The sequence below is a fragment of the Spirosoma sp. SC4-14 genome, from assembly GCF_037201965.1.
Lineage (GTDB): Bacteria > Bacteroidota > Bacteroidia > Cytophagales > Spirosomataceae > Spirosoma.
Window position 1 is genome coordinate 4,320,336 of the sequence record NZ_CP147518.1, and the last position, 26,398, is coordinate 4,346,733.

Annotated in this window: 26 protein-coding genes; 13 read left to right on the forward strand and 13 right to left on the reverse strand. The window is 48.7% G+C overall.

Features of this window, described 5'->3' with window-relative positions; genetic code table 11:
- Positions 1–1,119: 1,119 nt before the first annotated feature.
- The 6 genes from WBJ53_RS17680 (at position 1,120) to WBJ53_RS17705 (ending at position 6,187) form a co-directional block, all read left to right on the forward strand.
- Positions 1,120–1,470: a YrhB domain-containing protein gene (locus WBJ53_RS17680; RefSeq protein ID WP_338868493.1), complete on the forward strand. Its 351-nt coding sequence runs from the start codon at positions 1,120–1,122 to the stop codon at positions 1,468–1,470.
- 176 nt (positions 1,471–1,646) lie between these two features.
- Positions 1,647–2,120 carry a hypothetical protein gene (locus tag WBJ53_RS17685; RefSeq protein ID WP_338868495.1) on the forward strand — a complete coding sequence of 158 codons (474 nt, stop codon included), beginning with the start codon at positions 1,647–1,649 and terminating at the stop codon, positions 2,118–2,120.
- Positions 2,121–2,291: 171 nt separating this feature from the next.
- The gene (locus WBJ53_RS17690; RefSeq protein WP_338868497.1) at positions 2,292–2,681 is read left to right on the forward strand and encodes a hypothetical protein; all 390 of its coding nucleotides are present in this window, start codon (positions 2,292–2,294) and stop codon (positions 2,679–2,681) included.
- Between the two features lie 233 nt (positions 2,682–2,914).
- The gene (locus WBJ53_RS17695) at positions 2,915–3,160 is read left to right on the forward strand and encodes a transposase (protein WP_338868499.1); all 246 of its coding nucleotides are present in this window, start codon (positions 2,915–2,917) and stop codon (positions 3,158–3,160) included.
- A 766-nt stretch (positions 3,161–3,926) separates the two neighbouring features.
- On the forward strand, positions 3,927–4,220 hold the full coding sequence (locus tag WBJ53_RS17700; protein WP_338868501.1) for a hypothetical protein: 294 nt from the start codon (positions 3,927–3,929) through the stop codon (positions 4,218–4,220).
- 266 nt (positions 4,221–4,486) lie between these two features.
- Complete coding sequence (locus WBJ53_RS17705; protein WP_338868503.1) at positions 4,487–6,187, forward strand: hypothetical protein; 1,701 nt, start codon at positions 4,487–4,489, stop codon at positions 6,185–6,187.
- 407 nt (positions 6,188–6,594) lie between these two features.
- Here WBJ53_RS17705 and WBJ53_RS17710 read toward each other — a convergent pair whose 3' ends face one another.
- The 13 genes from WBJ53_RS17710 to WBJ53_RS17770 all read right to left on the reverse strand — a co-directional run bounded on the left by WBJ53_RS17710 (position 6,595) and on the right by WBJ53_RS17770 (position 21,335).
- A complete protein-coding gene (locus WBJ53_RS17710; RefSeq protein ID WP_338868506.1) occupies positions 6,595–6,918 on the reverse strand; it encodes a hypothetical protein in 324 nt (107 codons plus the stop codon).
- Between the two features lie 93 nt (positions 6,919–7,011).
- Positions 7,012–7,320, reverse strand: coding sequence for a hypothetical protein (locus WBJ53_RS17715; protein WP_338868508.1), 309 nt, complete (start codon positions 7,318–7,320; stop codon positions 7,012–7,014).
- Positions 7,321–7,343: 23 nt separating this feature from the next.
- Positions 7,344–8,129, reverse strand: coding sequence for a hypothetical protein (locus WBJ53_RS17720; RefSeq protein WP_338868510.1), 786 nt, complete (start codon positions 8,127–8,129; stop codon positions 7,344–7,346).
- Positions 8,130–8,146: 17 nt separating this feature from the next.
- Complete coding sequence (locus tag WBJ53_RS17725) at positions 8,147–12,259, reverse strand: tape measure protein (RefSeq protein WP_338868512.1); 4,113 nt, start codon at positions 12,257–12,259, stop codon at positions 8,147–8,149.
- Positions 12,260–12,600: 341 nt separating this feature from the next.
- Positions 12,601–13,830 carry a T9SS type A sorting domain-containing protein gene (locus WBJ53_RS17730; protein ID WP_338868514.1) on the reverse strand — a complete coding sequence of 410 codons (1,230 nt, stop codon included), beginning with the start codon at positions 13,828–13,830 and terminating at the stop codon, positions 12,601–12,603.
- A gap of 13 nt (positions 13,831–13,843) precedes the next feature.
- Complete coding sequence (locus WBJ53_RS17735) at positions 13,844–14,512, reverse strand: hypothetical protein (RefSeq protein WP_338868516.1); 669 nt, start codon at positions 14,510–14,512, stop codon at positions 13,844–13,846.
- A gap of 625 nt (positions 14,513–15,137) precedes the next feature.
- On the reverse strand, positions 15,138–15,731 hold the full coding sequence (locus WBJ53_RS17740; protein WP_338868518.1) for a hypothetical protein: 594 nt from the start codon (positions 15,729–15,731) through the stop codon (positions 15,138–15,140).
- Positions 15,732–16,018: 287 nt separating this feature from the next.
- A complete protein-coding gene (locus WBJ53_RS17745) occupies positions 16,019–16,360 on the reverse strand; it encodes a hypothetical protein (RefSeq protein ID WP_338868520.1) in 342 nt (113 codons plus the stop codon).
- Positions 16,361–16,386: 26 nt separating this feature from the next.
- On the reverse strand, positions 16,387–17,562 hold the full coding sequence (locus WBJ53_RS17750; protein ID WP_338868521.1) for a DUF6371 domain-containing protein: 1,176 nt from the start codon (positions 17,560–17,562) through the stop codon (positions 16,387–16,389).
- A gap of 182 nt (positions 17,563–17,744) precedes the next feature.
- Complete coding sequence (locus WBJ53_RS17755) at positions 17,745–19,025, reverse strand: AAA family ATPase (protein ID WP_338868523.1); 1,281 nt, start codon at positions 19,023–19,025, stop codon at positions 17,745–17,747.
- A 106-nt stretch (positions 19,026–19,131) separates the two neighbouring features.
- Complete coding sequence (locus WBJ53_RS17760; protein ID WP_338868525.1) at positions 19,132–19,488, reverse strand: helix-turn-helix domain-containing protein; 357 nt, start codon at positions 19,486–19,488, stop codon at positions 19,132–19,134.
- A 103-nt stretch (positions 19,489–19,591) separates the two neighbouring features.
- Complete coding sequence (locus WBJ53_RS17765) at positions 19,592–19,930, reverse strand: helix-turn-helix domain-containing protein (protein ID WP_338868527.1); 339 nt, start codon at positions 19,928–19,930, stop codon at positions 19,592–19,594.
- Positions 19,931–20,087: 157 nt separating this feature from the next.
- A complete protein-coding gene (locus tag WBJ53_RS17770) occupies positions 20,088–21,335 on the reverse strand; it encodes a site-specific integrase (protein WP_338868529.1) in 1,248 nt (415 codons plus the stop codon).
- Positions 21,336–21,678: 343 nt separating this feature from the next.
- Here WBJ53_RS17770 and WBJ53_RS17775 point away from each other — a divergent pair, with 343 nt between their 5' ends.
- From WBJ53_RS17775 to WBJ53_RS17805, 7 genes are all read left to right on the forward strand, one after another.
- A complete protein-coding gene (locus WBJ53_RS17775) occupies positions 21,679–22,818 on the forward strand; it encodes an acyltransferase (RefSeq protein ID WP_338868531.1) in 1,140 nt (379 codons plus the stop codon).
- 1,025 nt (positions 22,819–23,843) lie between these two features.
- Positions 23,844–24,089, forward strand: coding sequence for a hypothetical protein (locus tag WBJ53_RS17780; protein ID WP_338868533.1), 246 nt, complete (start codon positions 23,844–23,846; stop codon positions 24,087–24,089).
- 234 nt (positions 24,090–24,323) lie between these two features.
- Positions 24,324–24,569, forward strand: a complete 246-nt coding sequence (locus WBJ53_RS17785; RefSeq protein WP_338868535.1) for a hypothetical protein — start codon at positions 24,324–24,326, stop codon at positions 24,567–24,569.
- Positions 24,570–24,668: 99 nt separating this feature from the next.
- The gene (locus tag WBJ53_RS17790; protein ID WP_338868537.1) at positions 24,669–24,920 is read left to right on the forward strand and encodes a hypothetical protein; all 252 of its coding nucleotides are present in this window, start codon (positions 24,669–24,671) and stop codon (positions 24,918–24,920) included.
- A 184-nt stretch (positions 24,921–25,104) separates the two neighbouring features.
- Positions 25,105–25,368, forward strand: a complete 264-nt coding sequence (locus WBJ53_RS17795; protein WP_338868539.1) for a hypothetical protein — start codon at positions 25,105–25,107, stop codon at positions 25,366–25,368.
- A 114-nt stretch (positions 25,369–25,482) separates the two neighbouring features.
- Positions 25,483–25,980 carry a hypothetical protein gene (locus WBJ53_RS17800; RefSeq protein ID WP_338868541.1) on the forward strand — a complete coding sequence of 166 codons (498 nt, stop codon included), beginning with the start codon at positions 25,483–25,485 and terminating at the stop codon, positions 25,978–25,980.
- A gap of 115 nt (positions 25,981–26,095) precedes the next feature.
- Positions 26,096–26,284, forward strand: a complete 189-nt coding sequence (locus WBJ53_RS17805) for a hypothetical protein (protein ID WP_338868543.1) — start codon at positions 26,096–26,098, stop codon at positions 26,282–26,284.
- Positions 26,285–26,398 lie beyond the last annotated feature (114 nt).

Here is a 26,398-nt window from a genome sequence, read left to right on the forward strand (position 1 = left end):
TCTTTGGGCTGGCGGCTCTGGCTGACAGATTGCCCCCAAGCAGAAGGTATACCGGCCAGAAGGCTACCCGATTAGAGCACTAAAAGTGTCCCAAATTAACCGGCTACCCTGGTTAATTTGGGACACTTTTTATGTGTAGACCCGGTTAATTTGGGACAGTTTTAGTTCATAATCTTCCTGATACCTCGGTTAATTTGGGACACTTTTTATGTGTAGACCCGGTTAATTTGGGACAGTTTTAGTTCATAATCTTCCTGATACCCTGGTTAATTTGGGACACTTTTTATGTGTAGACCCGGTTAATTTGGGACAGTTTTAGTTCATAATCTTCCTGATACCTCGGTTAATTTGGGACACTTTTTATGTGTAGACCCGGTTAATTTGGGACACTTTTGGTCAATAATCATTCTGGTACCTCGGTTAATTTGGGGCAGTTTCGGCTATTGATCTCGATTATCGAACCCGGTTAATTTGGGACACATTATCTTACTACTCGTTCTGTATCAGTTGGTTTGATCGAGTTCGGGCTGTAAACCGATTAGCCTCTACCCCGGTTAATTTGGGACATTTCCGATTCAAGCTTTCCTCGGCTACCTGGGTTAATTTGGGACACGTTTAGCCTTCCCTGGTGTGGATATGGCAGGGGGTATACTTCTTTCTCCTTGTTGGTTAGTTCTCCTTGTTGGTTAGAAAGATTGCACCAATAAAATGAGTGCGCTTTCTGTTCGTTAACCAGCGCTTGCCGATGGCCTGGCTCAGTCCCGAAAAAATAAACTCATCTGCCAGGCAGCCTTAAGCGGCCGCAGCGGCTGCAAAAGTGAGCCGGGCGAGGAGGGAAAAACGTGGTGTTTCCTCCTCCACGCGCAGGTTATTTACCAATGCCAACCTATTGTTCTACGGGCCTGGATCAACTTGTATTCGTCTACCATCTTAAGGGCTGCTGAGGTACATTTTTCTCTACTTGAAGGAGGGATTTTCCAGCCGCCCCCCTTTAATGATGCCTATTCATAGCGAGCGTTCCTTTGTTTGAGGCAGGAGTATTTTCTGAGATTTTGCCCCTGAAACAAAAATTTCGGTAGATTAGCTAATATATAGGTGATTATACAACAGAAATAGAGTATGCTAACTTACGAAGAAGCTAGGGAGCTAGTTGAGTCTCATCTTCAGAAGAAAACTGAAAGTCAAGTTGACTACGATCCTGTATACTTAGCGTATCTACAGCGGAATGATCCTACTTATGTGCAGAAGAAAGTAACTCTTGTTTTGACTAATAGTCAAGAAGAGTCATTTGGTTGGGTATTCTTCTATAACTCTAAGGAATTCGTAGAAACAGGAAACATAAGTCATGCGCTGGGTGGTAATTCGCCGATTATTATTAATAAACAGACTGGCGAATTATGGGTGACTGGTACGGCTAATCCCATTGAATTTTACATTGAGCGATACCGGGCAAAGATCGGATTAGCCTAACATAAACGCAGTGGCTGTTGCAACAGTCGGTAGAGGGTTGAAAAAACAATTTCGGTGGGCTATTTTCGAGACAAAACCTGGCAGTATGGGCCACGTAGGTTGAGCTTAGCAACCCACTCTCAGACTTTTGCAACAGCCACGCCACTTATATAACAACAAAACTTGACTTCTCGACTATGAAAGCCTTGATCTACTTAGCGGTTTTTTTAGCGGCTATAACAGCTTCGTTTAGCCAGCCTAATAAACCTTTGTTGACTACAGATATAATTTTTGATCAGGCTGCCTTGAAGAACTTAAGGTTTCCAACCAAGGCGTTTAATCAAGCAAAGTCAGTTCGAGTATATGTGCGTTTTACATTAACCCCTGAAGGTGAATATAGAGACATCGCTATTGTTAATTCAAAGCCTGTAGATGAATCTTTCCATGAAGAGCTAAATCGTTTTTGGAGTAGACTACCTAATCAAGCTTCTAAATACGCTGGCTACTACGTGGTCCCTATTAGCTTTTTGTTTGGTGATAGAGGGCCTGAAAAGTTAAAACCAATATCAAATGAAACGGATACCGTAGCAGCGCAACCAGGCTACACATTGCTCTCGGGTCTTCCCATAATAAGTTATGTATTATGTGAGAAGAAGGCTTTTGTGGAGTAGCCTTTTTGTACAATATATCGAAATGGTTCTGTATAGGAAAAGAGCATATTCTTACTTTATTTTCATAACATAAGTGTAGTTATACAACTGCTCTTAGTAAAGTATAAAAAACAATGATTTTTTATGGCCAACTTTATATAATTAATTTAATATACTTGGAATAGTAAGCATATGAGATTTATTGGTTTTATTAAGGAGCACGACAGCATTAAGGAATCGAAAGATTTTCAAGAATATCAAACGGATTCTGAAGATGCCAAATCCTTTATTAACCAAATTATAGGCCATCTAGATAAGGGAGTTATTATTTTCGGTTGGATGGGATACGCCTATGATTTGATAGACCAGACCCCAATCGCTCCTCATGCCTATTACACAGATGGGGTCTTGATTTGGCCTTCATATCTCAAATACTACTTATTGAAATATCCTACATTTGACCTTGACCAGCTTACTACAAGACAGATACTTAATCAAGTTGATGAGTCTGTAATGATCAATTCTGATAGGCTTTCTGAAATGGAGAAGACACTTGGAGAAAAGCTACATAGCGCATCTTAGTCTTAAAAAAATTCAATATTCGTTATATGTCCAAAATAGCTATGCTATTGTACTGTCTTAACCCCCTGAATGACTGGACAAAATTGCAAAAACAGGTGGTGCGCCACTGCGATTAGTCCTTTTACATTCAGAAATTATGAGCAAAATCAGGCGGAGTTTTACCCCCGAAGACCGTTATTCTATCGTACAGGAAGCCATCCGTGACGGCCATGCCGAGACTTGTCGCAAGTACAATGGCTCGGGCCACCCCGTTATCCCCTTCGCTGCTGCGAAAGTGGCGTTTGAAATATTTAAGTAAAGGCAAAGAAGGCTTGAAAGATTCCTATGCACGCGTTGATCCCCAACTGCGAACACTTGAAGAGGAAAATGAACGCCTGAAGCGGATTGTGGCAAAACAGGCCTTGGAAATTGAAATCAAGAGCGAACTGCTAAAAAAAACGCCTATTCAACCGCCCGGCGGCCCGGCCAGGAGAAGCTAACACTCATGGAGCAGTCGCTTCGGCGATCCGATCGAAAATCAGGTAAGTCATACCCTGTTATGCCAGTGGCTCAACCTGCCACGGAGCGTATCTTATTACCAACCTCAATCAGGTAGGCCTGGGGCAAGACCCAGCCAGGTGACTTTGAAATTGGATGGATCGTGGGTCGACAATCAGCTGGTAGTGAACAGTATTCGTCAACTGCTGGATGCTGAATTCAACGCTCTAGGTTACGAATACATCACGTATGAGTTGAAAAAAGAGTATATCATTAACAAGAAGAAGGCGGCCGCCGCGCGGTATACCGATTGATGCAGGAGCATAATTTACTTTTAGGCAAAGTGATCCGGCCGACAGGTAAGCGGGAATTTGTTCAATTCAGACGAATTGAAGCAACCAAGCCCTTGGAATACCTGTGTTGGGATATCAAATACGTCTGGGTAGAAGGGGAACGACGGAATTACCGCTGCGGCGGGCCGCTATCTGTTGAGCGTTATTGATGTGTATATCGGACCGCCGAAGCGGCCGCAAAATTCTAGACTGGCTGTTCCAAGGCAGTATTCGTCAAATCGACTTAATCAATCTTTTTCGACGAATAAACCGGAATCATGAACTGAAGGGCGTCATTTTGCGCAATGATAACGGCAGCCAGCGGTCCGCCGCCGCGGTTCATTGCTCATTCAGTGCGCAACTTTTTGAAAAGCTCCGAGATCAAGCAGGACCGGGACGCCGGAGCGTTTCACCCATGTAGCCACACCTGAAGAGAATGCGTACATTGACCGGGCAGCCGGCGCTGGCTTTTCACAGCATTCTAGAACATGACGTGATTGAGCGTAATGTATTTGACAGCTATTATGAGGCCAAAGAAATGTTAGGGCGTTATTTTTCCCATTACAACCGCCAGGCGGCCCTGCATCATCGGCTTCATCGTTCGATTGGTTTTATAACCGCACCGGCGGCCCGGACCCCAGCAGAAATGGGAAGAAGCACAGGTAATTTACGACACAACAGCAGCGGCTGCCGCCTTTTCAGAAAATTTGTCCAGCTAATAGGGGGCTAAGACAAAACAGTCGTATACATGCATACCTTCTTTGTCTCACTAATGAGCGATTTTTGAGAAAAGGTCAATAGCATCACTGTCATACGCTACATAGAAACACAAAGGGTAATAGCCCTACCAATCGAGTATCTATCTCCATTACCCTTTTCAATTCATTGACCAAGCAACTTTCTAGCTCGATGTTACTCTTTACTATTACTTAAAATTTTTTTCATTAAACCTAATCGACTTGGCTTCATCTATAGCTCACCAGTCCGATTTACACTATGCGCACTGTTACCCATTCTACTTGTTCATTATTGTGGCTCATCAGCTTAATTCTCGGTCCTTTGGCACCCACTACGCAAGCCCAGTCGAAAAATTCTGCCCTTGATAGTATGGGGGCCAACATAGGCCGACAAAATTGGAAAGCAGCTACCCAATGGGCTTTGAAGGCGGCTGAAGCTGACCCGAAAGAAAAATATTGGCGCTATCTGAATGCCGCTGATTTCGCCAGCCGCGATAAGAACGCCGAATTAGCCATTCAGTATGCCTCTCTAGTTGTTGATTCTGACATTGCGACCAACGCTTACTTTGGCAAAAGTTTTGATTGGTTGCGCGATGATCCCCGTTGGAAGACGCTTATGGATAAAGTAGCTCAGGCTCGCCAGCGAGAACACCAACAGCGTATTCAGGCGAGTCTACCCTTCCGTTCATATCAGAACGAGTTGATATCCCAGGCCAATCTACAACTAGCTTCTTTGAGTAAAATAGCTTCCGCCCCTCAACTCTATAAACAACTCCAAACCGCTCCGCCTACTCATACCTATTCGCGAACAGGTCAGTATCAATACGCTTGGCTACGACTGAGGGATTCACTCGAATTTCCTTATTTGGTTCAATTACCTGCTCATTTTAATGCCACTAAAAGATACCCGTTAGTAGTGGTTCTCCACGGAGCAGTGAGCCGCCAAACGGCCTTGCCGGATGTAGCGGATAGTACGACGGCTTTTTTTGGTCGTTTATTTATGGAACAAGCGGCCCAATCGGGTTTGATAGCGGTCTTTCCCTACAGCACCCGTCAGTATAACTGGATGATGCCTGATGATGGCTTTGGCTTAGTACCAGAGTTAGTACGGGAAGTCAAGCATATGTATTCGATTGATGACAGCCGAGTCTATGTAACTGGTCATTCGAATGGAGCCACTGGCGCTTTCTCGTACCTGATGAAACAGCCGAGTTTATTTGCTGGCTTTTCAGGCCTTAATAACCGACCGCAAGTACGCACCGGTGGTACATTTTTGAAAAACGCCATGAATCGTTCGTTTTACAATGTAGCGACCGACTACGACTATTATTTCCCTTTGGAAGGGCATCGCTCTTTAACCAACTTAGCTAAAACCCTGGGCGTTGATTGGCAAAATCAAGAAATACTAGGCCATCGGAATCATGGCTATTTAATAACAGCCAAAGACAGTACCACTAAAGAGGTGTACCGTCATCTTTTCGCGCATATGCTGACTAAACAACGGAATCCGTTCCAATCAAATCTGTATTGGGAATGTGATGACGTACAGAATGGGCGATGTGACTGGCTTGAAATTAACGAATTAGATACAACACGCATTAAAGCAAGCTGGCAGAGTCAGCCTAATGTTTTAGTGCAAGGTTGGCGTAATGTCAATAATGCATCTGTGTTATTGGATAGTACCTCTCAAGCTTTCGCTTTCCCTAGACAATCCGGCGCTATACAAGGTCGCTATTCGAAGAATCAATTCAATCTGACGACTTCGCGAGTCGGCTTACTAACCATTTATCTTTCACCGGAGATGGTTGATTTCAACCGACCGCTCAAAGTATTTATTAATGACAAGCAGGTTTATAATGGGCTTGTTGAGTATGATCGCACTTTTTTAGTATCGCATTATAGAAAAGAAATGGATCATCAAGCTCTATGGGTCAACCGCCTAGCATTCCGTGTCAAATAAGCGCAAAGTTACTTTTGGTCAATGCCTCGATAAACGCCGGTTAATTTGGGACACGTTTAGTGCTGGCTCCCGTTATGACGCCAGTGACAGCAAATCGACAACATTTTTAAAACAGCCGCTAAGCTTAGCCACAGGCTAGTAGCGAAACCGGATTCCGATGAGGGCCTAAATTCGTACCACGCTACGAATTTTAACTCAACCGCCCGGCCCCAATAAAGCAGCTACGAATCAGGCTTAATTACTATTCAGCGGACGGTGGCAAGCTGGCAAAACGGTTTGCCACCGTGTTTTGCCAGCTTGCCACCGTCGCTAAGGCCAGGCAATTTACCGCAGGGTACTACAGGGGCATTCATGGCCCGGAGCAGCGATCTAGAACATGGTCATTTGAGGAGGCCGATACCTTCGATTTACCATAATTCGTCTCCCTCGCTGACTTGCTTAAACGATTCGGGGACATCAAACAATGGCCACTGCTCCGGCCGCGCCAGGTAGACTTCGTAAATGATGTGATTCCGGCCGGGCATTAAAGCATCAGCCTCCTGTTTCAAATGAAGCAGATGGGCCACCACGTACTCGGGCCAGCGGGCCGGATCCTCCCCCTCATCCCCTACCCGAACCGGTTGCCCATACCCCAGAGCGGGGGCATCAGCTACTTCGATGTCGGCATGAAGGGGGGAATAGTGGCTACGGCCGGGGTCGCCGTAGAGTTGAAATCGCAGAAAACGGGCCATAAAAATCCGGGTTGTTTACTGCCTTAAGGTACCCAATTCCGAGCGGATTGCCTAGCCCCCATCCGCATGCTTTTTTGTGGCCCCTGCCGCTGCTCAGCCGCAAACCGAGCGCAACCCCTCCAAGCCTTTCCGTAGTTGGTACGACAGCACCAGACCCGCCCGCAACTGCGCCCCAAAAGCCTCCGCGCTTTGGCCGCTGGCGTCGGCCAACAGCCCCAGCGTGCCCGGTAGCAGCCCCTCCAGGGCCAGTAAATCCGCTTCCCTTACCCGCTCCTGGGCTAGTAGCTGGCTCAACACCCGCCGAAGTTGCCCCACCGTCTCCTGATAAGCGGCCCGCTCTAGCCGCGCCCCCTCCTGCTGACCAAACTGGTCAATCACTTGCATCGCTGATTCACTGATCATGTACATTGTATAGTTTATGTGAGTTAGTTGCTGTTGGGTTTATGTAAGGCCGCCTGCTGGCGTTCGTAACGTTCTTCGAGTACTTCGATCCAGCCGTAGAAGGCATAGACCGATAGCTGATCCGGGGCCGGACAGCCGCTTTCGGATAAACTCGTGTAGAGCCGAAACTGCGACTTCTCCAGGCTCACCAGCCCGTTGCCCGGACCGTCCAGCAGGTTAACCGGCGGCTCCGAACGGAGCACACTTAGCAGCGCCCCCTCCAGGGCCTGAACGGCCGCTTCACTGGCTGACTCATAGTAGGCCGCCAGCGCCAGGGCGTAGCTCTTCTGCCGCTGAAGCTGGTTGTAGTGACCGCTGCCCAGCCGACGGGGATAATACCGTTTGGTTTCGACCAGCAGCCGCTGCTTAATCGAAGCCAGCGAGGACTCGATAACCGAGCCAGCAAGCCCCTGCTGCTTCAGCCTCGTTAGGCGCGCCACCAGCTCATCCTCCGAATAATCCCCAAGCGGGCTGTCATTGATCGCCTGCAGGTAGCAGGCCCATTCCAGTTCGTAGGGGTTGTAACCCTCGGCCAACAGCCGCGCCGAGAGCTGGTAATTGTAGCTTTCTAACTGGTGCTCGGCCTTCAGCCCGTACTGCTCCAGCAGGGCCAGCCGCTCCCCACGGCGGGAAAGTTCCTCGGCCGTGGTGGCCAGCGCCGACTGGAGAATGGCGTACTGCCGCGCTTCCAGGTGCAGCCAGGTAGGCAGCTCTTTAATCGAATCATACAAGCGAAGCGTCAGCGCTTCACTAACCGGTAGGGTAAGCATAGACTAGGGTGATTAAGTTACCAGAAACGATTGCGTTTTTCAACCCGTTCCTGCCAATGCAGGTGACGGCGAATGCCCTCTTTCATGCCCTCGAAATCGATATGGGTTTCCTGACGGGGGGCCTGTTCCCAGGCCGCCAGGAAGGCCGCCTGAAACTGCCGGGGCGTCATGGCGGCCGGAGCCGTGGCCATGGCCTGCTGTACACTCAACTGAGCCCCCGCCTGGCGGCTGCGCTGAAGCGTATCGGCCGTCTGCTGATTCCATTGGATGGCCTGCTGCCAGGAATCCCCCATCGCCGGTTGCCGCCAGGAGGCCATCAGTGCCGCCGTTTCGGTGGCCGTGAAGACCCGGTCCCCCGGTTGGGTGGTAAACAGGGTCGGTTTGTCGAAGACCTGGCTATAGCCTTCCCGGTCGATGAGCAGCTCGGCCCCGGCCTCCCCCGCCAGGGCCAGACCCGAATAGGTATCGCTGGCCAGCTTGCCGTCTTTGTAGGCCGGTAGCGGTTTGGCCAGCACCGCAGCGGCTTCCAGGGCCCCCGTGGCAATAACGAACGCGGTCAGAATGCCCGCCGAAATACCCAGATCGGCGTAGTGGGTGCCGCCACCGGTCGACAGTACCGAGGCTACCCCCATGGCCGTCGACAGGGCAATGTTGAACAGGGCCTGCTCCCGGTCGGCAATCGCCTGCTTGCGGGCTAGTTCGGCTTTGCGTTTGGCGTAGTTCTCCTCAATCTTCTGCTTGGCATCCGCATTGTCCCCCGCCAGCTTTAGCTCGTTGTCGTGCTGGGCTTCTAACTGCTGGCTTTCCCGTTCGTAGTTGCCCGAAACCAGGGCGAAGGTCGTTTCTCCCAGTTTGCTGGCGAAATCAGCCCCCAGCTTCAGTAGTTCATCCCGTTTCTGTTTGGCCTTCTCGATGTTTTTTAGCTCATGATCCGTTTCCAGATCACTCTGCTGCATGCCATTCTCGGCCTGCTCTTTGTTGAACTTCTTTTTGAGCTCCAGTTGCTCAGCGTCCCGCGCCTTTTCCAGTTCGGCAATGGCCTTGTTAGCCGCTTCCATCTCCTGGGCATTGAGCATGGCATAATCCCGATAGTTTTTAAGCTGCTCGATCTTACTATCGTAGAGACCCTTGCTCAGATCACTGTCTTTGTGGTAGGTTTCCTCCGTCACCCGCAGCGATTCCTGCAACTGCGCCAGTTGCAGGGCATAGAGCTGGGCTTCCCCCTCGGTTGGCGTCAGCTTGCCTTTGGCCACATCCAACTGAACCGTACGCTGCTTTTCGGCATAATACCGCTCCAGGGCCTGGAGCTTTTCTTGGTAATCGGCCCCCAGTGTCGCATTGACGGCCTTAACGGCGTCTTTGGTCTGCTCGAGCTCCTCGTTCCAGGCTTTCTGCTCGGCTTTGAGCCGTTTGCGCAGATAATCAGTCTGTTCCTCGGTCAGCCGGGTTTGGGTATCCCGGTAGAGTTGACTTTCCGCCTGCCCTGCTTCCTTCAGAATCGCCAGTTCCCGCTCCAACCCCGCCTGAAGCGCCTTATGCCGCTGCTCGACGTAATCCATCGCCGATAGCCCCCCTTCACCATGCTGCACCTCGATCGCCGACACCTGGGCATCGGTATTGCTTTTGCTCGTCTTCAGATCAAGCTGGAGCTGAGCCCGTTTGTAGTCGGTATCGGCCTTGAGCTTGGCCTGCTGAATGGCCAGGTAGTCTTTGGTCTCCTGTTTGCCGTATTTTTCCAGTAACGCCTGCCGTTCAGCCAGGCCCTCCAGGGTCAGCTTGAGCCGCTGCTCAATAAACGTCTGCTCATCCAGCAACCCATCCTGCCGCTGGTTACTCAGACTGGCCAGCGCTTGCTCCGAACCGGCCTGCGACTTGCCCAGGGCCTCCCGCAGCCGCTTGTCGATTTCGGATTGTTTGACCTGGGGCTTATCATTGGCGGTAGACTGGGTGGCCGTTGTCGGATAGAGGATCTTGTTGAGTTGATCCTTGAGTTTGGTGGCTTCCTTGATGGTAGCCTCCCATTTACTCTTCTCTCCCCGCTGAAACGCTACGGCCGCTTCGGCCTGCTTTTGGGCGATCTTCTTGTTGTAGTCATCGATGAGCAGCAGTTGTTTGGCTTCAAAATCGCCCGAACGTTCAATGAACCCTCGCAGTGCCCCATCGACCTCACCCCCCGCAGCCATCAGCTTCCGGGCCGAGGCAATCGCCTCCTGGGTGTATTGCTTATTCTGGTCGGCCAGTTGCTTGGCCCGCTGCGGGTTGACATTGGCCTCAATGTTGACCCCCATGCCGATGTGCTGAGTTTCTTTGCCGCGCTGAAGCGTGAGTTGATTGGCGTTGATACGACCAATGTTCTTGTAGGCATCGGTTTTCAGCTCAGCAATGACCTGCTTGTTCAGCTCGGCATTCAACTCACGCTGGGCCTGGGCAAAGGCCATCACTTTGGATTTGTTAACATCAAGCGCATTGCCGTACTGATCAAAGCCCGTTGCCGCAGCGGGCACGATCCCCGCCATCTCATTGACAATCCCCTGTAGCTCCTTCTGCTCTTTGGCTGTCAGGCTTGACTTCGATTGGAGTTCGTCATAGCGGGAAAGCAAAGGCGCTAAACTGGATTCGAGACTGTTCACCTTATCGGACTGATCAGCGAACGCCTGCGCGGATAATTGCGTATCACTAAACAGGTTGCGAACCGAGCGGGAAGCGGAAGTAATCAAACCAATGAACTGACCGAGTTTATCCCCGATATCAAGGCTTTTTACCCATTCGACCCCTTCATTGCGAAGCCGGGCCAGATTAGCCGCCAGGCCCTCTACCCGGCGTTCATGATTGGGGTTAAAGGTCTTTTCTAGTTCAGCGGCAAACTTAGGCAGAGCCTCGGAGGCCAACACTTCCCCGTTCTTGAGCATATCCCCTAGCTTGGTGGTGGTTACCCCCAGCGCGCGGGCCATGATGTTGAACGCCCCCGGTATGCGTTCACCCAGTTGCCCCCGCAGCTCTTCGCTCTGAATGGTGCCCTTGGACATCATCTGGGCAATGGCCAGCAGGGCCCCGTCGGTGTCTTCGGTGGACTTCTTGAGCCGGCCCATCGTGCCGACCACCGAGGTAAAAATCTTGTCAGTGGCCTCCCCCTCCAGCCGCGTGCCTTTGCTGGAAGCCGTCAGGTTGGTGTAGCTTTTTTCAACCACCGAGAGGTCCTGGCCCAGATCATCCGAAACCCGCTGGAGCATCGCCTGCCGCTGGGTAAAGACGGCCGTGTCATTGGAGACCACTTTCAGGGCCGAGTCCAGCGAATCGAACTGAAGCGTTACCTCGCCAATTTTTTGCAGGGCCGCTACACCGGTATCCAGCCCGGCCAGCGCCAGCGTCGTACCGACGGCTTTACCGGCCAGACCGCCTACCGCCCCGCCCACCGAGGGGTAATTGCCCACATTGCGGGAATAGACCCGCTGGCCCTGCTCAATCTTGGTCAGCAGGCTGATATTCTTCTGGTACTGCTGATTGAGGGCCACCGCAGCCCGGTTGTTCTGATTGATTTTGCCCGTGGTTCGGTCGTAGGCATTATCCAGCGAGTCGAGCTGTTTTTTGAGATCGGCCGTTTGCTTCTTGAGACCCAGGTAGGAATTTTCAGCGGCAACGATGGTCGATTTCGCCACCTGGAGGGCTTTGCTCTGGGCCTCGATGGCGCGGGTCACGGTGTTGACCTCCTGGAGAATGGCTTTTTGCTGCTTCTGATAGTCTTTCTGGGTGGGGTCCAGGGCCTGATAGCGTTGGAAGAGGCTGGCCAGTTTAGCCGTCAGTTCGGTGACCACCTGCCCGTTGAGTTGCTGGGCCTCGGTCAGGTCTTTTTCGGCTTTGCGGGCTGTTTCCAGTTTGGCACCGACCTGGCCGATTTTCTGGATATAGTCGACAAGCTGGCGATCGGCCCCGTCTTTGGTAACGCTGAGTTTGGCTAAATCCTCCTTGAGGGGAATGAGTTGGCGGGCGGCCTCCTGATAGGCCGCTCGGATGCGCTGCAACCAGGCCAGCGTATGCTGGGCCCAGTCGGCTCCGGCGGCATCGAGGGCCTCGAGTTGGGCGTGATAGCCCTGGAAATCAAAAATGTCTTCGGGTTTGATAATACCGGGCATGGCACACAGAATGGTTTTGGTGCATGCAGTCGGCCCCGGTGGTAGTGTCAGGGGTAAAGATAAGCAAACGAAGCGAGTTTCGGTAGGGGCATTGAGGACGAAACGGATAGTCTCTGATCCAGTAATTGGGGGTACCTCAAGGCGGCTTAAGCTCTGATCAAAACCGGCTCACCAAAGGGGGTAAGGACAAGATTTTATGTTTCAGCGAGTATTGGTATTCCGGCCAAGCGTACATCAAAAACGTATAACAAAACGCCGGGCCTGAATACGTGCCGGGCGTTTTGTTATAAATAATTTAATTGATGGAAGTGAAAGTTCTGTAATCATCTTTGCTCCAATACCTACTGGACTATTATTTGGCTTTCAAACAGTTTGTCCCCCATTTTTACATGCAAGAAGTAGGTATCATGCGGGAGTTCATGGACATCAAAGTGCACACTTTTCGTTTGTTTAAAATAGTCAGCAGCTTTAGTCGCGTCAAATTGTTTAACTACGTTTCCTTTCTGATTGTAGAGTGCGATTTCCTGTATTAACTCCTGTGCCATTAATGCATCATCAAAATCAAGAGTTAACGTACTTTGGGTCGGATTAGGATAAGCTGCTCGGTAAGGAGAGTAACCAGATAGCCAAATGTAGAAGGTAGCATCTTGGCCAGAACCATTCGAATTTGTTGCTGTACCTACTACTCTTAAAAAACTGGATGGGTAGGCATTACAACTTGTTCCACTGGGACTAATAGACCCTGTTCCATTAGTAATAACCCAATTTGCACCAGATGCCGTCCCATTTGTTAGCAGCGATAGAGTGGCCACCCAAGAAACAGTTCCTGACGAACCAGGTGATCCATTAAAGGTTGTCGATACAATATAAGGCGTACCAATGGCTGGATAGGGCGTTATATAACCCGATGTTCCACAGGCGTTTGTTGCTGAAACCAGTAACTGTCCTCCATAACTTGTAGTGTTAATAGGAGCACTGTTATAAGTACCCGTGTTTCCTGTCGTGTAAGTAGTCCCTCCATTAACCCTTAGCCCCCCAGTGGCCTGCCAATTGACCGCTGTATAATATAAAGGGTAATAAGTAGTAGCAACGGCTGCAGAGCCGGGTTGGTCAATCACCTGAACTTGTGCAGTACCCGACTGATTGTTCCCTAAAGAAGTAGGAATCGACCATACGGATATATTCGGAGTCGATACACAATTGTACGAAAACGTGTGAGAAACCGATCCATCGATAGCCGTAAATGATAGTGTACCATTTTGTGGATAGGAGTAATAGACACGAAGATAACTTAAATCCCCAGCTACATTTACTAACGTATATCCCGATGGCTTCGAAATTACATTTGATACAGATACATTGGCAAAGTTTACGTAAGCTAAGCCATTGTAATATCGAGCATATACATCAAAATAATTACTTGAATAAGCACAAGGCACCTGTAATAGAGCTCCATCATTATACTCTTGACCGGCATAGATCTGAATTTTAAAATTGGACTGGCCCCAAACAAAATTAGTAAACAGGCATAGGGATATTACCCCTACAATGGTAGTGGTTAACGATTTCATAAAAGGAGGTAGTTTAAAAGTGAAAACTTAAGGTGAGGGTATTTAAAGGTAAAAATTGATAACTCGTTCTTGGGAACTCGTTATAAGCATGGTAGCCACTTGTAAAGCCTCTTTCGTCCTGAGAGTAGTTAATATGGCTTATCTGAAAGCTGGATTCTGCAGAGAGAGAGAGATGGCGCGTAACAAAATATTTATATCCTATAAAAAGAACTCCGCCTTGTTCGTGCGTAATTTCTGTTATGATAGCTCCCGTTCCAACATACGGGGCAGGGTTTGGAATATCCCAGATATAGTAGTAGTTATTCTCATATCGCCAGAAATAATCTATTCCCCCATAAACGAGTGATTTAGTACTATTTTTTTGGGTTGAAAGCACTTTCTGATATTCATAGCCAATTCTGATTAGAGAAGCAGTATTGTAATCGAATTGCCGGAATGCCATGTAGTTCGAATTTTTCAAATAGCCTCCCCGCAAACGAATGGCCCCGTGCTGACCAATCTTTCGTCGGACTAGTAAAGAGTATTTGGGCAGCGTGTTTTTATCGATCAGCCAAAGCAGGTCAGTTCCTACCTCCCATTTTGGCTCCTCCACAAGGTTAGCAATGGGCACTTGTTGAGCATTCGTGATGCCAGGACTGATAAACACGAAAAGGAAGAATAAGAAGTAAATGGTGCGTCTCATAATCAGTGGATTTAGCTTAAAAGCGCCCCTTTAATATGTTTATACTTTTAGCACCTAATTAATATTTTATTAAAAATCATGGTAGTCCTAAACTTGTAATGATAGGTCGTAGTGAGTCACCACAAATTTTATTGAGTTAACATGGCGATCCAGTTTTTTAGAAAATGACAGGCTTAACCGAACCAGCCCAGAGCATCTCTTTTTTCTGGACTTGCAACAGTATAGTGGAGATTTTTTCAGGCGGCCATTGCGGCAGTGAAAAAATAAGATTCCTGTTGACTAGGTGTCCGGTAATTCAATACCGAATGTTTCCGTCGGCGTAGGGCGGCCTGTGGTTGTACAAACTCTCTATATACTCAAAGATCGCTAACCAAGCTGCTGCCTGTGTCTCAAAAATACATATGATAAACCAACCGCAACGGCGGATCATGGGAAACTCGCAGGCATTTTCCTTTATAAATAAGTTGAAGTTTATCCTCCTCCCCAAGTCTACCCAAAAAAGTCTCTAGTCAAATGTAGCAAGTCTACATCTCCTAACACTGCGGAATCAATCGGTAAATTCTAACTCAATTATGAGAATAGCAGCCCTGTCCACTCCCTACTAGGCCCTAGGCGGCAGTAGCGGCTACGGCTTCTGCCAATTGGTTTCAGCGGCCGCTTTTAACTTCAAATACCGCTGCATCGGCCGGGTGAGCTTGCCTCCGTAACTCCGCTTGCTATGCGGCTCAAAGAGCCACTGACGGGTGAGCACCTCTAAGCGTTCTAACTCCTGCAACCGACGCATTACGGCCCGAAACGCCCGATCCTCCTTACTCACCTGCTGGCTCCGGTAAAGCGCACCCGCAATGCCCCAGCGCGAAACAAAGTAACGACTGCCCAGATACAGCCGTCGGCACCGACGACCCGTGATCGGACACAGGGCATACCAGATCCCACCGCCCCGCCCTAAATTACTCGCCTGCCGAAGCAGTGGAATCACCTGATCGATACGACCGCCAAAATGATCATAGCCCAACCGCAACCAGCCACGGGTGGCCTCCCCGGTAGATTCCTCATCAAAGGTGATGTGTAGCTCTACCACCCGAACCGGACAATAGCGCTGGTTGCTCAGGAGCCGCCCACGACTGCGGCCGCTGAAATAGCCCTCCTCTTTGAGCCCCTGGAGGTCAATACTCAACCGATCGTCGAAGGATGGAATTGTCGTTTTCTGCCGGGCCATGGAACCAATACGATTTTTAAAGGCAAACCTAACACGCTAAAGAAACTTTTTTACAAAATCGGCATAACCATCTCACATCCAGCAATATGATAGTTTCTTTATATTAGAATAGCCATTACGCAGAAACCCATTTTTCAGGGGGCTATGAGCCGCTGCTGCTTCCTTTGGATAGGGTCGTTTCTGGCGGCTCTAGCTGACTACCTGTTGAGCTACCCTAAGCCGCTGCTGCTGCCGCTAAAGACGGGGGACAATAATATCCGGCTTACCACTCGGGGAAGGCACGTCGGCTACAATTCATAGGCAATACGCAAGGCCTGCTCATCAACCGCGCGTTGATAGTAGGTTCGAAAGGGTAAACGGCTTAGCTCATAGGCCATACCATCCCTGCCCAGCGGTAGCGGCCGCAGCAAGCCCGCCCGGCGTAGCTCGGTAAAGAGAACTCCATCGGTCGGCGTGAGCGTACTTTCCTTTAATAAAGGCTGTGAGTACGATTCCTCCCAGGCTAAACCGTACTGCTGGCAGTCGCTGGCCAGCGCAATCAGAAACGTATCACTGCCCAGGTAGGAATTCGACAACAGGACAGCAAAAGGAATCTCCAGATCAAGAAGTTGCTGGAGTTGACAATCCATTTTCATAAGATAGTTTTTGTACACGTTCACCGAGTAAGATTTAAGATCCGGGCCTCATAGGCAGGGTAGACTGTGCTGTTGCCTTTGACGGGTAGTACCTCCCCGAAAATAGGCTTGCCTTCACGTGGGGTATAGCGTGGCCAAGTCAACAGATCCCGTAAATCAACATTACCTACCCCAGCCGGCGCATTATCCTCAACGTATCGGCTTATAACCAGACTTGACGCTATCCCGTATAGTGCCTTTGCTTTCTGGCTCCAATCGGCAAACTTTTCCGAATCCGGCCATAGAACAACTTTCCGATTTTGAAATACAGCGAACCGCTCCGGATCATACCATCGACCGCCAGTACTACCACCCGTTGCGAGCCAAACGTAATCCGACCAAATCGCCGAACAAACAACCGCCGTGGATTCCCCTTCGACCAGGGCGACCGTTTTCTGAGGGTACATTGCCAGCAAATGCTCTCCGAAGTAACACTGCTGTAGGTTCAATTTATGATCGCCTGCCAGCGCTTTGCCCGCAAACCATACCTTCTCACCCGTGTCGACTTCATATCGTTTACGTCGCTGGTTCCATAGCCGAGCATCCTGATCGGCTTTGGCCCGGCGGCCCGTGAGTGGATGAAAGGGGATTACTTTAATCTGGCGTAATTTGTCTTTGCTATCAAATTGGGGGAAGCAGGTTGCTAACATTCCTTCATAGAGCCAGCGACGGGAGGTACCCAACCGATAGCGGCCAAACAACTCGCTGGCTCTATCCTCTCCAAGGAAGCCGCTGAGATACTGATAAAAACCATTTCGTTCCGGTTGGGCCAGACTTTGCTCGTAAATAGACAACGGTAATTCATCGATAGCGATCGATATAGGCTTCGACTGCCTCTGAGGCTTTGGCCGCTGCGGGTGAGCTACCGACCGGTGACGATCGTAAAGGCCATACTGCTGCCGAAGCTCATGGATAGCTGTCGAATAATCGACCTGATGAATCAGACAGTACGCGGTAATTGGGTAATACCGTTTCCCCTCGGCAAAGTTTTGAATGTAGGGCTTGCCCTGTTCATCACTCCGAAAAAAGTACTCGCTACTATGACGGGTCTGATCCAGCAGCCGAACGGATTGCCGATTGCGGGTCAGGTCTTGCCCGGTTAACTCACAGAGAATAGCCCGACCATAGTCTATCTCCAGATCGTCAATCGTTATCATTTCCATTGTATCGTATTCAAAAAAGTAATATACATCAGACGACGGTGGCAAAGTGGCAAAACACGGTGGCAAACCGTTTTGCCACCGTCAAATTCGACGGTGGCAATGGCAAAGCCCTATATAGGGCTTTGCCATTGCCACCATCAAAAATGAGCTATTTTGAGTCCTAAAAGCCAAAGGGTCTAAACAGCGAGTTTGCCACCGTCGGCCGGGCCAATGGGCTCAAGCCTGTAGTAATCGTTCCTACCCTGTTTATAGCCCACCAGGCGAACGGCTCTGCCCTCGTCGTCGTACATTTCAGGTAGTAATTCCGCTATATTTTTCAACCGGTCCCGTATCGTTCGATTGCTGGCAGTGAACTCGTTCATGAGTTGTTCGACAACCTCTCCCTTGGGGGCGGGCCCTTCTGACAGTAGGCTTTCCAGACGTTGAATCATCGCGTCCATATCAGCTTTCTGCTTACGGAGCATAAGATGATTCGCAAGGGACTCTTCCCCAGCTACTATCAGCCCGTTACAGGCGTCACTATATTGTAAATAAATAGGCTCTGGCCGCTTGCCCCGTCGTAGTTTCAGGTAACGCAGCTTGATTAATTCACTCTCATTGCCGTTGCCATCTTTTTCAAATCCAATTTGTAGAACACTGCTGGCCTTATTGGCCGCTTCCGTGCCGGTATGGCCTCGAGCTTTATCGGTGCCCGGATTCTGGTGAATAACCAGCAGAAACGTCGCGTTATGCTGATCACACAGATTGCCGATAAAATCGTAGAGGGCCATGGACTCTTTGGCATCATTGAAATCACCAATGGCATCTGTAACGACATCGATAAGCACAAACAGGTGTAAGGCTGTCTGGCTACGAACATGCTCAATAAAGGCTTCAATGGCCGCAAAGCGATCTTTGCGCGCAATCGCTTTAATGGAGGTAAATCGAAAATCGGCCGGTCTGTCAGTTAAGGCGTATCCGGCCTTTCGCTTGATACCCTGAATGGCAAAAGGAAGTTCTTCGCCCTGATTCCGTTCCGTATCGATGTAGCAAACGCAGAACCGTTCCAGTTGGGCCCGTTCAAACCCCAGAAAATCGGTTGGGTTAGCCATCGGCGTACTTAGCATCAGGGAACTCATCAGTTCAGCCAGCCTTGATTTATGGGAGCCATAAGCCCCCTGAATTACATTGATCGTTCCCCGCCCTATAATTCCCATCTCTGCCCGCTTTATCAGTGGAGGGCTAAATACCACTTCTTTGGTGGCCGCATCACTAAGCAGCTCCTCCCGGCTGAGCATGTCGGCGAGTAAATCGTCCTTCCCTGGGCTCCGTTTACGGCCTGGCTTATGCTCATCGCCCACCGCCAGCGGCTCACCGGCCGTAGACTCCATTTCTTCAACAACGGCATGGTACAGGGAGTCCTTAAAATCAGTATCTTTACCTTGTTCTTTGGTGGAGGTGTTCGGAAATTGGCTCATTTCTGTTCACCTCCTTTCTGATAATACGTACGATCTGTATAAACGTTGGTGAAGGATGGTCGTTTCCTGAATTTTTCACAAACGACCAGGCAGATGAAGGGGTTACTCATGAGCTTGAGCGCCCTCCTTTTCGCTGGCGCCTGGCTACACTAGCCGCTATAACTTCGCGTGCCTGGTCTGTCTGTTGTTCGACTGTCTGCTGCCGTCCTGCCTTAAGCCAACCAATTAATTCGTCTTTAAAAAAGTAAATTCGGTTGCCTTGTTTGACATGAGGTAATGTCCGGGCATGAACTTTATCATAAACCGTCTGCGTCGTGAGCCGCAAAAAACTGGCGGCCTGGGCTACATCAAGAAGTTCAGGCTCAATAGGGGTAGTGGCAGAGGTGGCTACTTTCTGTAAATCGGCTAGTATTGATTCAATACTATTCAGCCGTTCGGCAATCTCCTGAAAAGGGTTGTGCATTGGCCAACTCGTTTAAAAATAAGTAGATGTAGGCGGAATGAATGATGGCATTACCGATTGAAGAAATCGTTCTTCTATTCATCCCATTAATGGTAACGGCTAATTACTGATCCAGATAAGTCACTTCCTGATCGGACGTTGATTGGCGGTATTCCTGCAAGGCGGCCAGTACATCTTCCCGGCGATAGCGGAGTCGACCGCCAATTTTTAATGGGACCAGCCGGGCGGGCTGCTGTGGGCTTGCTTTCGCCCAGTTGTTAAGGGTCGTGTTGGATACTCCAAGAAATTCACGTGCCTGACGTTTGGTTGGATAATCAGGCAACGTAGTACGACGGGGGAGCCGCTGTCCGTAACTATCCAGTTCAGAACGGACAATGTCCCGGAAAAAATCACTTAACTGTTGGGGGGTAAAACTCGTGAAAATTGTTTGTGTTGCGTTCATGTGTTCCAAATTGCGCGTTTCTGCATGCAAGTAATAAAGATTCTTGCAGAAAAAACGCACAGTTTGTAACAAATTGCAAATTATTTTATTTAGTACGCCTTATGAACAATTTTCCGTATCTAATAAATCGAGTAACGCACTTAAAGACAATAGCATATTAATCGTGCTCTTTTGACGATCGGAAAGAGGTAAGTGCATTAGCATACTGCAATTTTACCTCATCCTCGAAGCTGTCCAGGTAGCTTTCGGTTGTTCGGATATCCTGATGCCCTAAACTTTCGCTAATAAATTCGATGGGGGCTCCCGAACGCTTGAGAACCGTACTGAAGGAGTGCCGAGCCGTGTACGTGGTCACATCCTTGTCGATCCCCAGCGTACTGGCAATACGACGGATGTATTTATTGATCGTTTTCACAAACTGACGAATGACAGCCATTTCCCGATCGGCACTCATACCCGGCTCAAGCACATCAAAGACGTAGCGCTGTGGAGCTACCGGCTTTTGGCCCCATTTATCAATAATGCGTCTGATATCTTCAGTTATGATTACGTTAATAGCCTTGACATCCCGTTTAGTCCGTTCGGTTTTCGCCCTGATAAATCGAATCTGCTTTGCCCCCACCTGTTGATACGTGAGCCGGGCCATATCCTTGGGATTCATCCCGTTGCAGAGATAGGAGAATAGCCACAGATCCCGCGCTTTCTCTTCCGCAGTCCCTGGCTTAGCCGGGTAATGAAAAATCTTTTCTATATCAGCAAGGGTTAGCGCTTTCTTTACATTGCGCCCGGTTGGCAGTTGGTACCGTCGTTTGGTAAACGGGTAGCTATCCCGATCAACAATACCATCCTCCACAGCTTGGTTATAGATCGTTCGCAATGAGCGCAGGTAAATGCCTACCGTTGTAATGGAATTGCCATTACCAATCATCCACTGCTCAAAGCCTTTTAACCACTGGGGATCAATATCCCGGTAAGTCAATGGCGTTTTACGCTGGTGATACCTGTTTATGGCATTGGCAGCACACTGATAGCTCTCGGCCGTTTTTACCCTCCTCTCCTGCTTCAACTGCCCGATGTAGCTCTCAAAGCCAACCACGACATTATCCGAAGGCGCTTCGCTGGAGCCAGCATACCGTTTCTCAAACTCCTCAAAACTAAACAGCGGCATATCCCGTATAATCTTTTCGGCCCGTCCGCTGAAGGTCTCCAGCAGTCGCTTGGTATCCCGAATAAAATCCTCGCGCGGTTTGGGTTTGCCGACCTTTTCCCATTGGGATTCGGTTAGTGTAATGCTGGTCGGGTAATATTGTTGTTTGCGCTGGAAGGTTACGCGCAGTTTGACGGGAAAAGTACCATCCTTTTTCTGACGGCGGGTATCCAGGTATAAACTTACGATTGCACTCATAGGCTGGGTTTGATACGACCAACGGACTAGGCTACGGCGCCAAAATCAGGAGGTCAAAACATTTGCATACAAATTTGCATACAAAAACCCGAAATAAACAAGGATCAAAACTAAACCAATACGGCCCCATTTTCGTTAAATAGCTGATTATGAAGCATAATACTAAATCAACCTATAGCGAATATTACCATAATACCCTGACTACGGATCAGGAGGTTTGGGGTTCGAATCCCTACGAGTGCACCAGAAATCAAAAACGCCCAAAACAGCTTGTTTTGGGCGTTTTTTTGTAGCATCCAAAGGCTGCCTATTCAACTGGGCGCTACTAGCAAACTACGGATCAATGGCAAAAAATGAACCCTCTGCTGCCTTTACGGATACCAAACCGCATTACCCTATCCTTGACGGGCTGCGGGGTGTAGCGGCCATAACCGTTGTGTGTTTTCACTTGTTCGAAGCCTTTGCCACCAGTCATATAGATCAACGAATCAACCACGGCTATCTGGCCGTTGATTTCTTCTTTATTCTGTCCGGGTTTGTTGTCGGCTATGCCTACGATGATCGGTGGAAAACGATGACGGCAGGCGAATTTATCAAACGTCGATTTATCCGCCTGCATCCGATGGTTGTGATCGGAGCACTTATCGGAGCTGGTCTATTCTATTTTCAAGGCTGCGCTGCCTGGGACGTCTCAAAAGTCCCGCCCCCTATGCTATTGATAGCCACGGTTATAAATGCCTGTTTAATTCCGGCGACACCCGGTTTCGAAATTCGGGGCGTTGGCGAAATGTTTCCGCTCAATGGCCCGAGCTGGTCTCTATTTTTTGAGTATATCGGTAATATCCTCTATGCGTTCTTTATCCGTAAACTGCCAACCAGAGCACTTTCTGCCTTCGTTTTTCTTGCCGGTTGCGGACTGGCCACTTTTGCCATCTGGGGGCCGCTCGGCGATATATGCGTTGGCTTTGCGCTGACCGACGAAAACATAGTCGGTGGTTCGTTGCGTCTGTTGTTCTCGTTTTCGGCAGGTCTGCTTCTATCCCGTATATTTAAACCGGCCCCTGTAAAAGGGGCTTTCTGGATCGGTAGCCTGGCTATTGTTTGCGTATCGGCCATTCCCCGAATCGGCGGCAGTGACTATGTATGGATGAACGGTGTATATGACACAATCTGCGTTGTTATTGTCTTTCCCTTAGTGGTTTATCTTGGTGCTTGCGGCAAACTAATGGGTAAATTAACTACCCGAGTCTGCAACTTTCTGGGCGACATTTCCTATCCGCTGTATATGGTCCATTACCCATTCATTTATTTATATTATGCCTGGGTAAAAAATGAAAACCTCACCTTCGAACAATCGTTGCCCGGCGCTATAGCGCTTGTTATTGGTTCTGTCGCATTGGCCTATCTATGCCTGAAACGATATGATGAACCCGTACGCAGGTATCTGACCAGGCGTCTTTTACGAGTACACAACAAGTCCTGATAAACCGTCAATTTGGGAGATTAACGCCAGATTGACGATTTCCCTACTATCGGGAACACTAATCATTCGTCACTATTTTAAAGGCACTGGCTTCGCTGAAAGAAAACAAACGCAGGTAACCATCGTCGTTTTCAGGGACGATGGTTGGGGCTCATCAACTTCGGAGGGGCGCCCAGGCAGGCAGAGATCTCTGGTTCGGCGGTACGCGTTGGCAACTGAAAGCCGATCGAGTGGTTCGCGGACGACCGAGGGCTGGAACTTTATAACCTGGCTACCGACATTAACGAACAACGAATCGTTCACCAATAAACCTGATTAAAGAAACTGCACGAGAAGCTGAAAACCTGGCGTAGCGCAGTAAATACGCGGCTTCCCACTAAAAAAAACCGGCTGATCTACACCCCTGAATCGAGCGTATCGGTTTTACCGAAAAATAATTAAAGCGTTTTATCTCGAATTGTGTTGTATTCTAAAAACAAGACTATGTTTAATCAGGGAAAAGCGAAAAAGGGTAGCAAAAAAGTGACGACTAAGCCAGGTAAGGTAGCTGGGCAACCAAGTATCCCCAAATATCTACGCGAAACCCCAGGGATAATGCCTCTGGATCTTTTACCGAAGGCCAGAAAGGAAAAAAAATAAAAAACGTCAGCATACGGTTCGTTTACACTCGACGTCCATGCCTAATTAACCACCCGATTTATTATAAACATGAACACGCTTGTTATTGTCACAGGTTATGGATCTGTCTCGCCCAAGCCGTTTCGAAAGGCCTATTTAAATACCAGTAAGGAAACGGCTATGCAACGATTCCTACAGAACCATCCGGGATCTCGGGATACAAGTATGGTGGTTATTACTTTCGAGGATGAATTAACAATACGGGCAAACGGCGAGATTTCTTCCTATTGAGAGCAACCGTTGGTTATTCACCAAACACCTACGCGTAGGTTATCCCCAAAACCACCGTCGTTATAAACTGCACATACTGATAGAGAACCGTCAACGTTCCAAATCCAGTTACCATTATGATGAGCACGGAAGATCAGGATCTGGTTGATTATTTTGCCGGTTTAGTGCTGCCCAAATCTCCATTGCGACTGAGCGCTCATGAACTTATCTATGATCTGCCGGGCTTCATTGCCAGTCAGCTTACTCATTTGCGCACTGGAATCAGTGCCCCTACCGCCAGAGCGAAACTAAGAATGTTGCAGGAGCGTTTAGTGGCTCAACAAAACAACCAGCTTCCACAATCGGGGGGCGATTGTCAGTAACCACTATATAGACCAGATGTTTGACTCACACTGGAACCAGCGGGCAATAATAAAGTTCAGGAAAATAGGCCCGGCAAACCTTCCATACGGAGTTATTGCCAATTGTTGAGCCAGGCAGCCCCTATTCAGAACCAATGGTTCCTACTTATCGTTGTCTGGTTAAGTCAGAGTAGTCAATGTTTTTAAAGGGAGCACTCCTCTACGCTACCGATTACATTTTCATTCGGGCTACTTATGACAGATCTGGAACTAGAGGCATTAACAGAAGAGCTCTCCACATACAATTCGCGACTGCAGGCCGTAAACCTGGCTGATTCCAGAATGACAGTCGATGTCGATGGTTCGTTTATTAGTGAATGGCGACTGGATGCGTTCCTGCACCGGTTCAGTATTCCTTTTCAGAAAATCGTTTTTTGGTACGTCACCGAAGGAGGAGTTCTGGCTTGTCGTGGTCGGTATTGGGCTTCCTTTAAACTATAACCAGATGCGCTTTCAATCTGGATTATGCCAGGCTAGTATCGGTTACCCATACGAGTAAACGGTAGTGGAATCTCACCCATAGTATATCCCTCTCCTTTTATGTTGCTTGAAACCCTGGCGTATGCCCGTATTCAACTAATAGCCAGCTCACTGCTATGGGCGATTATATCCGTTTTATTGTTTTTAGTGGATATGATAGATGTTGCCGTTTGGATGTTTATTCCATTAGGCTTTGTCCTCCTGTTGTCGGTCAGCATCTTCTTCAGCAAGCCAGCCAAACAAACCAAATCAACCAAAGGACAGCGCATGGCCAGCTTCCGAACAATAAAAAGTAGACGGGTACTACACTGACTCCCGCCCTTTTCTTTTATTGAAGCCGTGTTGGGCTTTCCGGACAGGGTTCTTCTGAACCAGAAGCCCCAAAGACCATATTTATTGAGCTCGGTCAGGCCAGGGTCGAGCCAGGTTTAGCAGCTAAAGCCGAGCCCAATACAAGCAAGAGCCTTTATTTTCAAAAGACCTATCAAAAGTAGTTATGGCACCAGCAACGGCATTAATTCAACTTTTGCCTCTACAGCAGGACACCTTAATGATTCCGGCCATTTATCAAAACGAAGGAATAGTTAAGGTTGCTTCTGCCGTCTCTGATTATTGGCCTGAGTCGGCCGAAGCGTTACGTAAAATCGCCTTAAATTTTAGATGGATCAACCGCAAAGGCAAGCGAATGAGAGGCTATAGCTATAGTTTGAGAATGGCCCAGAACGATTTCAAGGCTTCCAGTCGGCTGCCAACAACGTAACGTGCAGATATTCTCAGATTTATCTTGCCAATAGATAACTATTTAGGCTCGGGGTATGTTACTAGGTTAACAGCCCGGCTGTAAGCTTGCTAAAAGGCAATTAAATGCCTGTCCATGATGATTAACTATCCTGACACCGTCTGGAGCAAGCCCCAACTTCTGGATCGACTTTCTCATATTGCCTATCTCTTTCGGTCCAAAATATTCCGTCAATCTACTCCTTTCACCCATCAAAGCCAGGCTCAATGGATTGAATTAATTCGGTCGGTGAGCGACTTGGTCAGGCAGTCCGACCTAGCCGGGAAACGGATCTCATTTACCGACGAGGTAAGTACGGAAAATGAGTCGCGAGACATTACGAGTTTACTTGATGGAATGTGTTTGTCGGCCTTTGTTATTACGGTCGGGCAGGCAGATTCTGGGTTAACGATCATTTACCCCAACTTTAATCATGTGTATGGTGTTGGCGTAGGGTATTTTGCCAATGGTGTTTTTTTCAATTGTGTGCACCCGCGAGAATTGGCCTTTTACATCGGGAAGGATCGCATCTACTTCTATCGGCACCTCATGCGAGCCTATATTGAGGCCGGAGAATACCTCATCGCATCATAAGCAAATCAGTCCCGTTATTGTTTGCATTCTTCAGCTAGAGCAATTACGGGCATACAATGTAACTATTCTTATGCGAATCAATTTTGCCACGCTTTTTAGCATACAAGGTCAAATTATGAGGCCACGCGTACTGATTAATATTATGAATGTAGTTCGGGGTGGCCCCGAGATTTCTTTGGCTAAAGGCAGTCTGACGATAAACGGATGCGACCCATTTACCTGGCATGGTAAAGACCTGAAGGTCTATATACGCAAGGCCGGAGAACGTAAAGAATACTATATCCAGGGCTTAGCCGTAGTTTGATTTTTTTATACGGGTGGTTTAGTCGGCACTCACACTGCTGCCCCCTGCAACTTTGTCCAAAAGTGTATTACCCGGTTCCGTACCAGAACTTATTTTGCTTAACGCATCCAATCG

Bases quoted from the DNA above. Each gene is read 5' to 3' on its own strand.
- WBJ53_RS17730 (WP_338868514.1), bottom strand. From the start codon at position 13,830: ATGAAATCGTTAACCACTACCATTGTAGGGGTAATATCCCTATGCCTG.
- WBJ53_RS17710 (WP_338868506.1), bottom strand. From the start codon at position 6,918: ATGGCCCGTTTTCTGCGATTTCAACTCTACGGCGACCCCGGCCGTAGC.
- WBJ53_RS17800 (WP_338868541.1), top strand. From the start codon at position 25,483: ATGATGATTAACTATCCTGACACCGTCTGGAGCAAGCCCCAACTTCTG.
- WBJ53_RS17695 (WP_338868499.1), top strand. From the start codon at position 2,915: ATGGCTCGGGCCACCCCGTTATCCCCTTCGCTGCTGCGAAAGTGGCGT.
- WBJ53_RS17735 (WP_338868516.1), bottom strand. From the start codon at position 14,512: ATGAGACGCACCATTTACTTCTTATTCTTCCTTTTCGTGTTTATCAGT.
- WBJ53_RS17690 (WP_338868497.1), top strand. From the start codon at position 2,292: ATGAGATTTATTGGTTTTATTAAGGAGCACGACAGCATTAAGGAATCG.
- WBJ53_RS17685 (WP_338868495.1), top strand. From the start codon at position 1,647: ATGAAAGCCTTGATCTACTTAGCGGTTTTTTTAGCGGCTATAACAGCT.
- WBJ53_RS17720 (WP_338868510.1), bottom strand. From the start codon at position 8,129: ATGCTTACCCTACCGGTTAGTGAAGCGCTGACGCTTCGCTTGTATGAT.
- WBJ53_RS17805 (WP_338868543.1), top strand. From the start codon at position 26,096: ATGAGGCCACGCGTACTGATTAATATTATGAATGTAGTTCGGGGTGGC.
- WBJ53_RS17785 (WP_338868535.1), top strand. From the start codon at position 24,324: ATGACAGATCTGGAACTAGAGGCATTAACAGAAGAGCTCTCCACATAC.
- WBJ53_RS17760 (WP_338868525.1), bottom strand. From the start codon at position 19,488: ATGCACAACCCTTTTCAGGAGATTGCCGAACGGCTGAATAGTATTGAA.
- WBJ53_RS17740 (WP_338868518.1), bottom strand. From the start codon at position 15,731: ATGGCCCGGCAGAAAACGACAATTCCATCCTTCGACGATCGGTTGAGT.
- WBJ53_RS17790 (WP_338868537.1), top strand. From the start codon at position 24,669: ATGTTGCTTGAAACCCTGGCGTATGCCCGTATTCAACTAATAGCCAGC.
- WBJ53_RS17680 (WP_338868493.1), top strand. From the start codon at position 1,120: ATGCTAACTTACGAAGAAGCTAGGGAGCTAGTTGAGTCTCATCTTCAG.
- WBJ53_RS17725 (WP_338868512.1), bottom strand. From the start codon at position 12,259: ATGCCCGGTATTATCAAACCCGAAGACATTTTTGATTTCCAGGGCTAT.
- WBJ53_RS17700 (WP_338868501.1), top strand. From the start codon at position 3,927: ATGCGTACATTGACCGGGCAGCCGGCGCTGGCTTTTCACAGCATTCTA.
- WBJ53_RS17780 (WP_338868533.1), top strand. From the start codon at position 23,844: ATGATGAGCACGGAAGATCAGGATCTGGTTGATTATTTTGCCGGTTTA.
- WBJ53_RS17765 (WP_338868527.1), bottom strand. From the start codon at position 19,930: ATGAACGCAACACAAACAATTTTCACGAGTTTTACCCCCCAACAGTTA.
- WBJ53_RS17715 (WP_338868508.1), bottom strand. From the start codon at position 7,320: ATGATCAGTGAATCAGCGATGCAAGTGATTGACCAGTTTGGTCAGCAG.
- WBJ53_RS17795 (WP_338868539.1), top strand. From the start codon at position 25,105: ATGGCACCAGCAACGGCATTAATTCAACTTTTGCCTCTACAGCAGGAC.
- WBJ53_RS17745 (WP_338868520.1), bottom strand. From the start codon at position 16,360: ATGGATTGTCAACTCCAGCAACTTCTTGATCTGGAGATTCCTTTTGCT.
- WBJ53_RS17755 (WP_338868523.1), bottom strand. From the start codon at position 19,025: ATGAGCCAATTTCCGAACACCTCCACCAAAGAACAAGGTAAAGATACT.
- WBJ53_RS17750 (WP_338868521.1), bottom strand. From the start codon at position 17,562: ATGATAACGATTGACGATCTGGAGATAGACTATGGTCGGGCTATTCTC.
- WBJ53_RS17770 (WP_338868529.1), bottom strand. From the start codon at position 21,335: ATGAGTGCAATCGTAAGTTTATACCTGGATACCCGCCGTCAGAAAAAG.
- WBJ53_RS17775 (WP_338868531.1), top strand. From the start codon at position 21,679: ATGGCAAAAAATGAACCCTCTGCTGCCTTTACGGATACCAAACCGCAT.
- WBJ53_RS17705 (WP_338868503.1), top strand. From the start codon at position 4,487: ATGCGCACTGTTACCCATTCTACTTGTTCATTATTGTGGCTCATCAGC.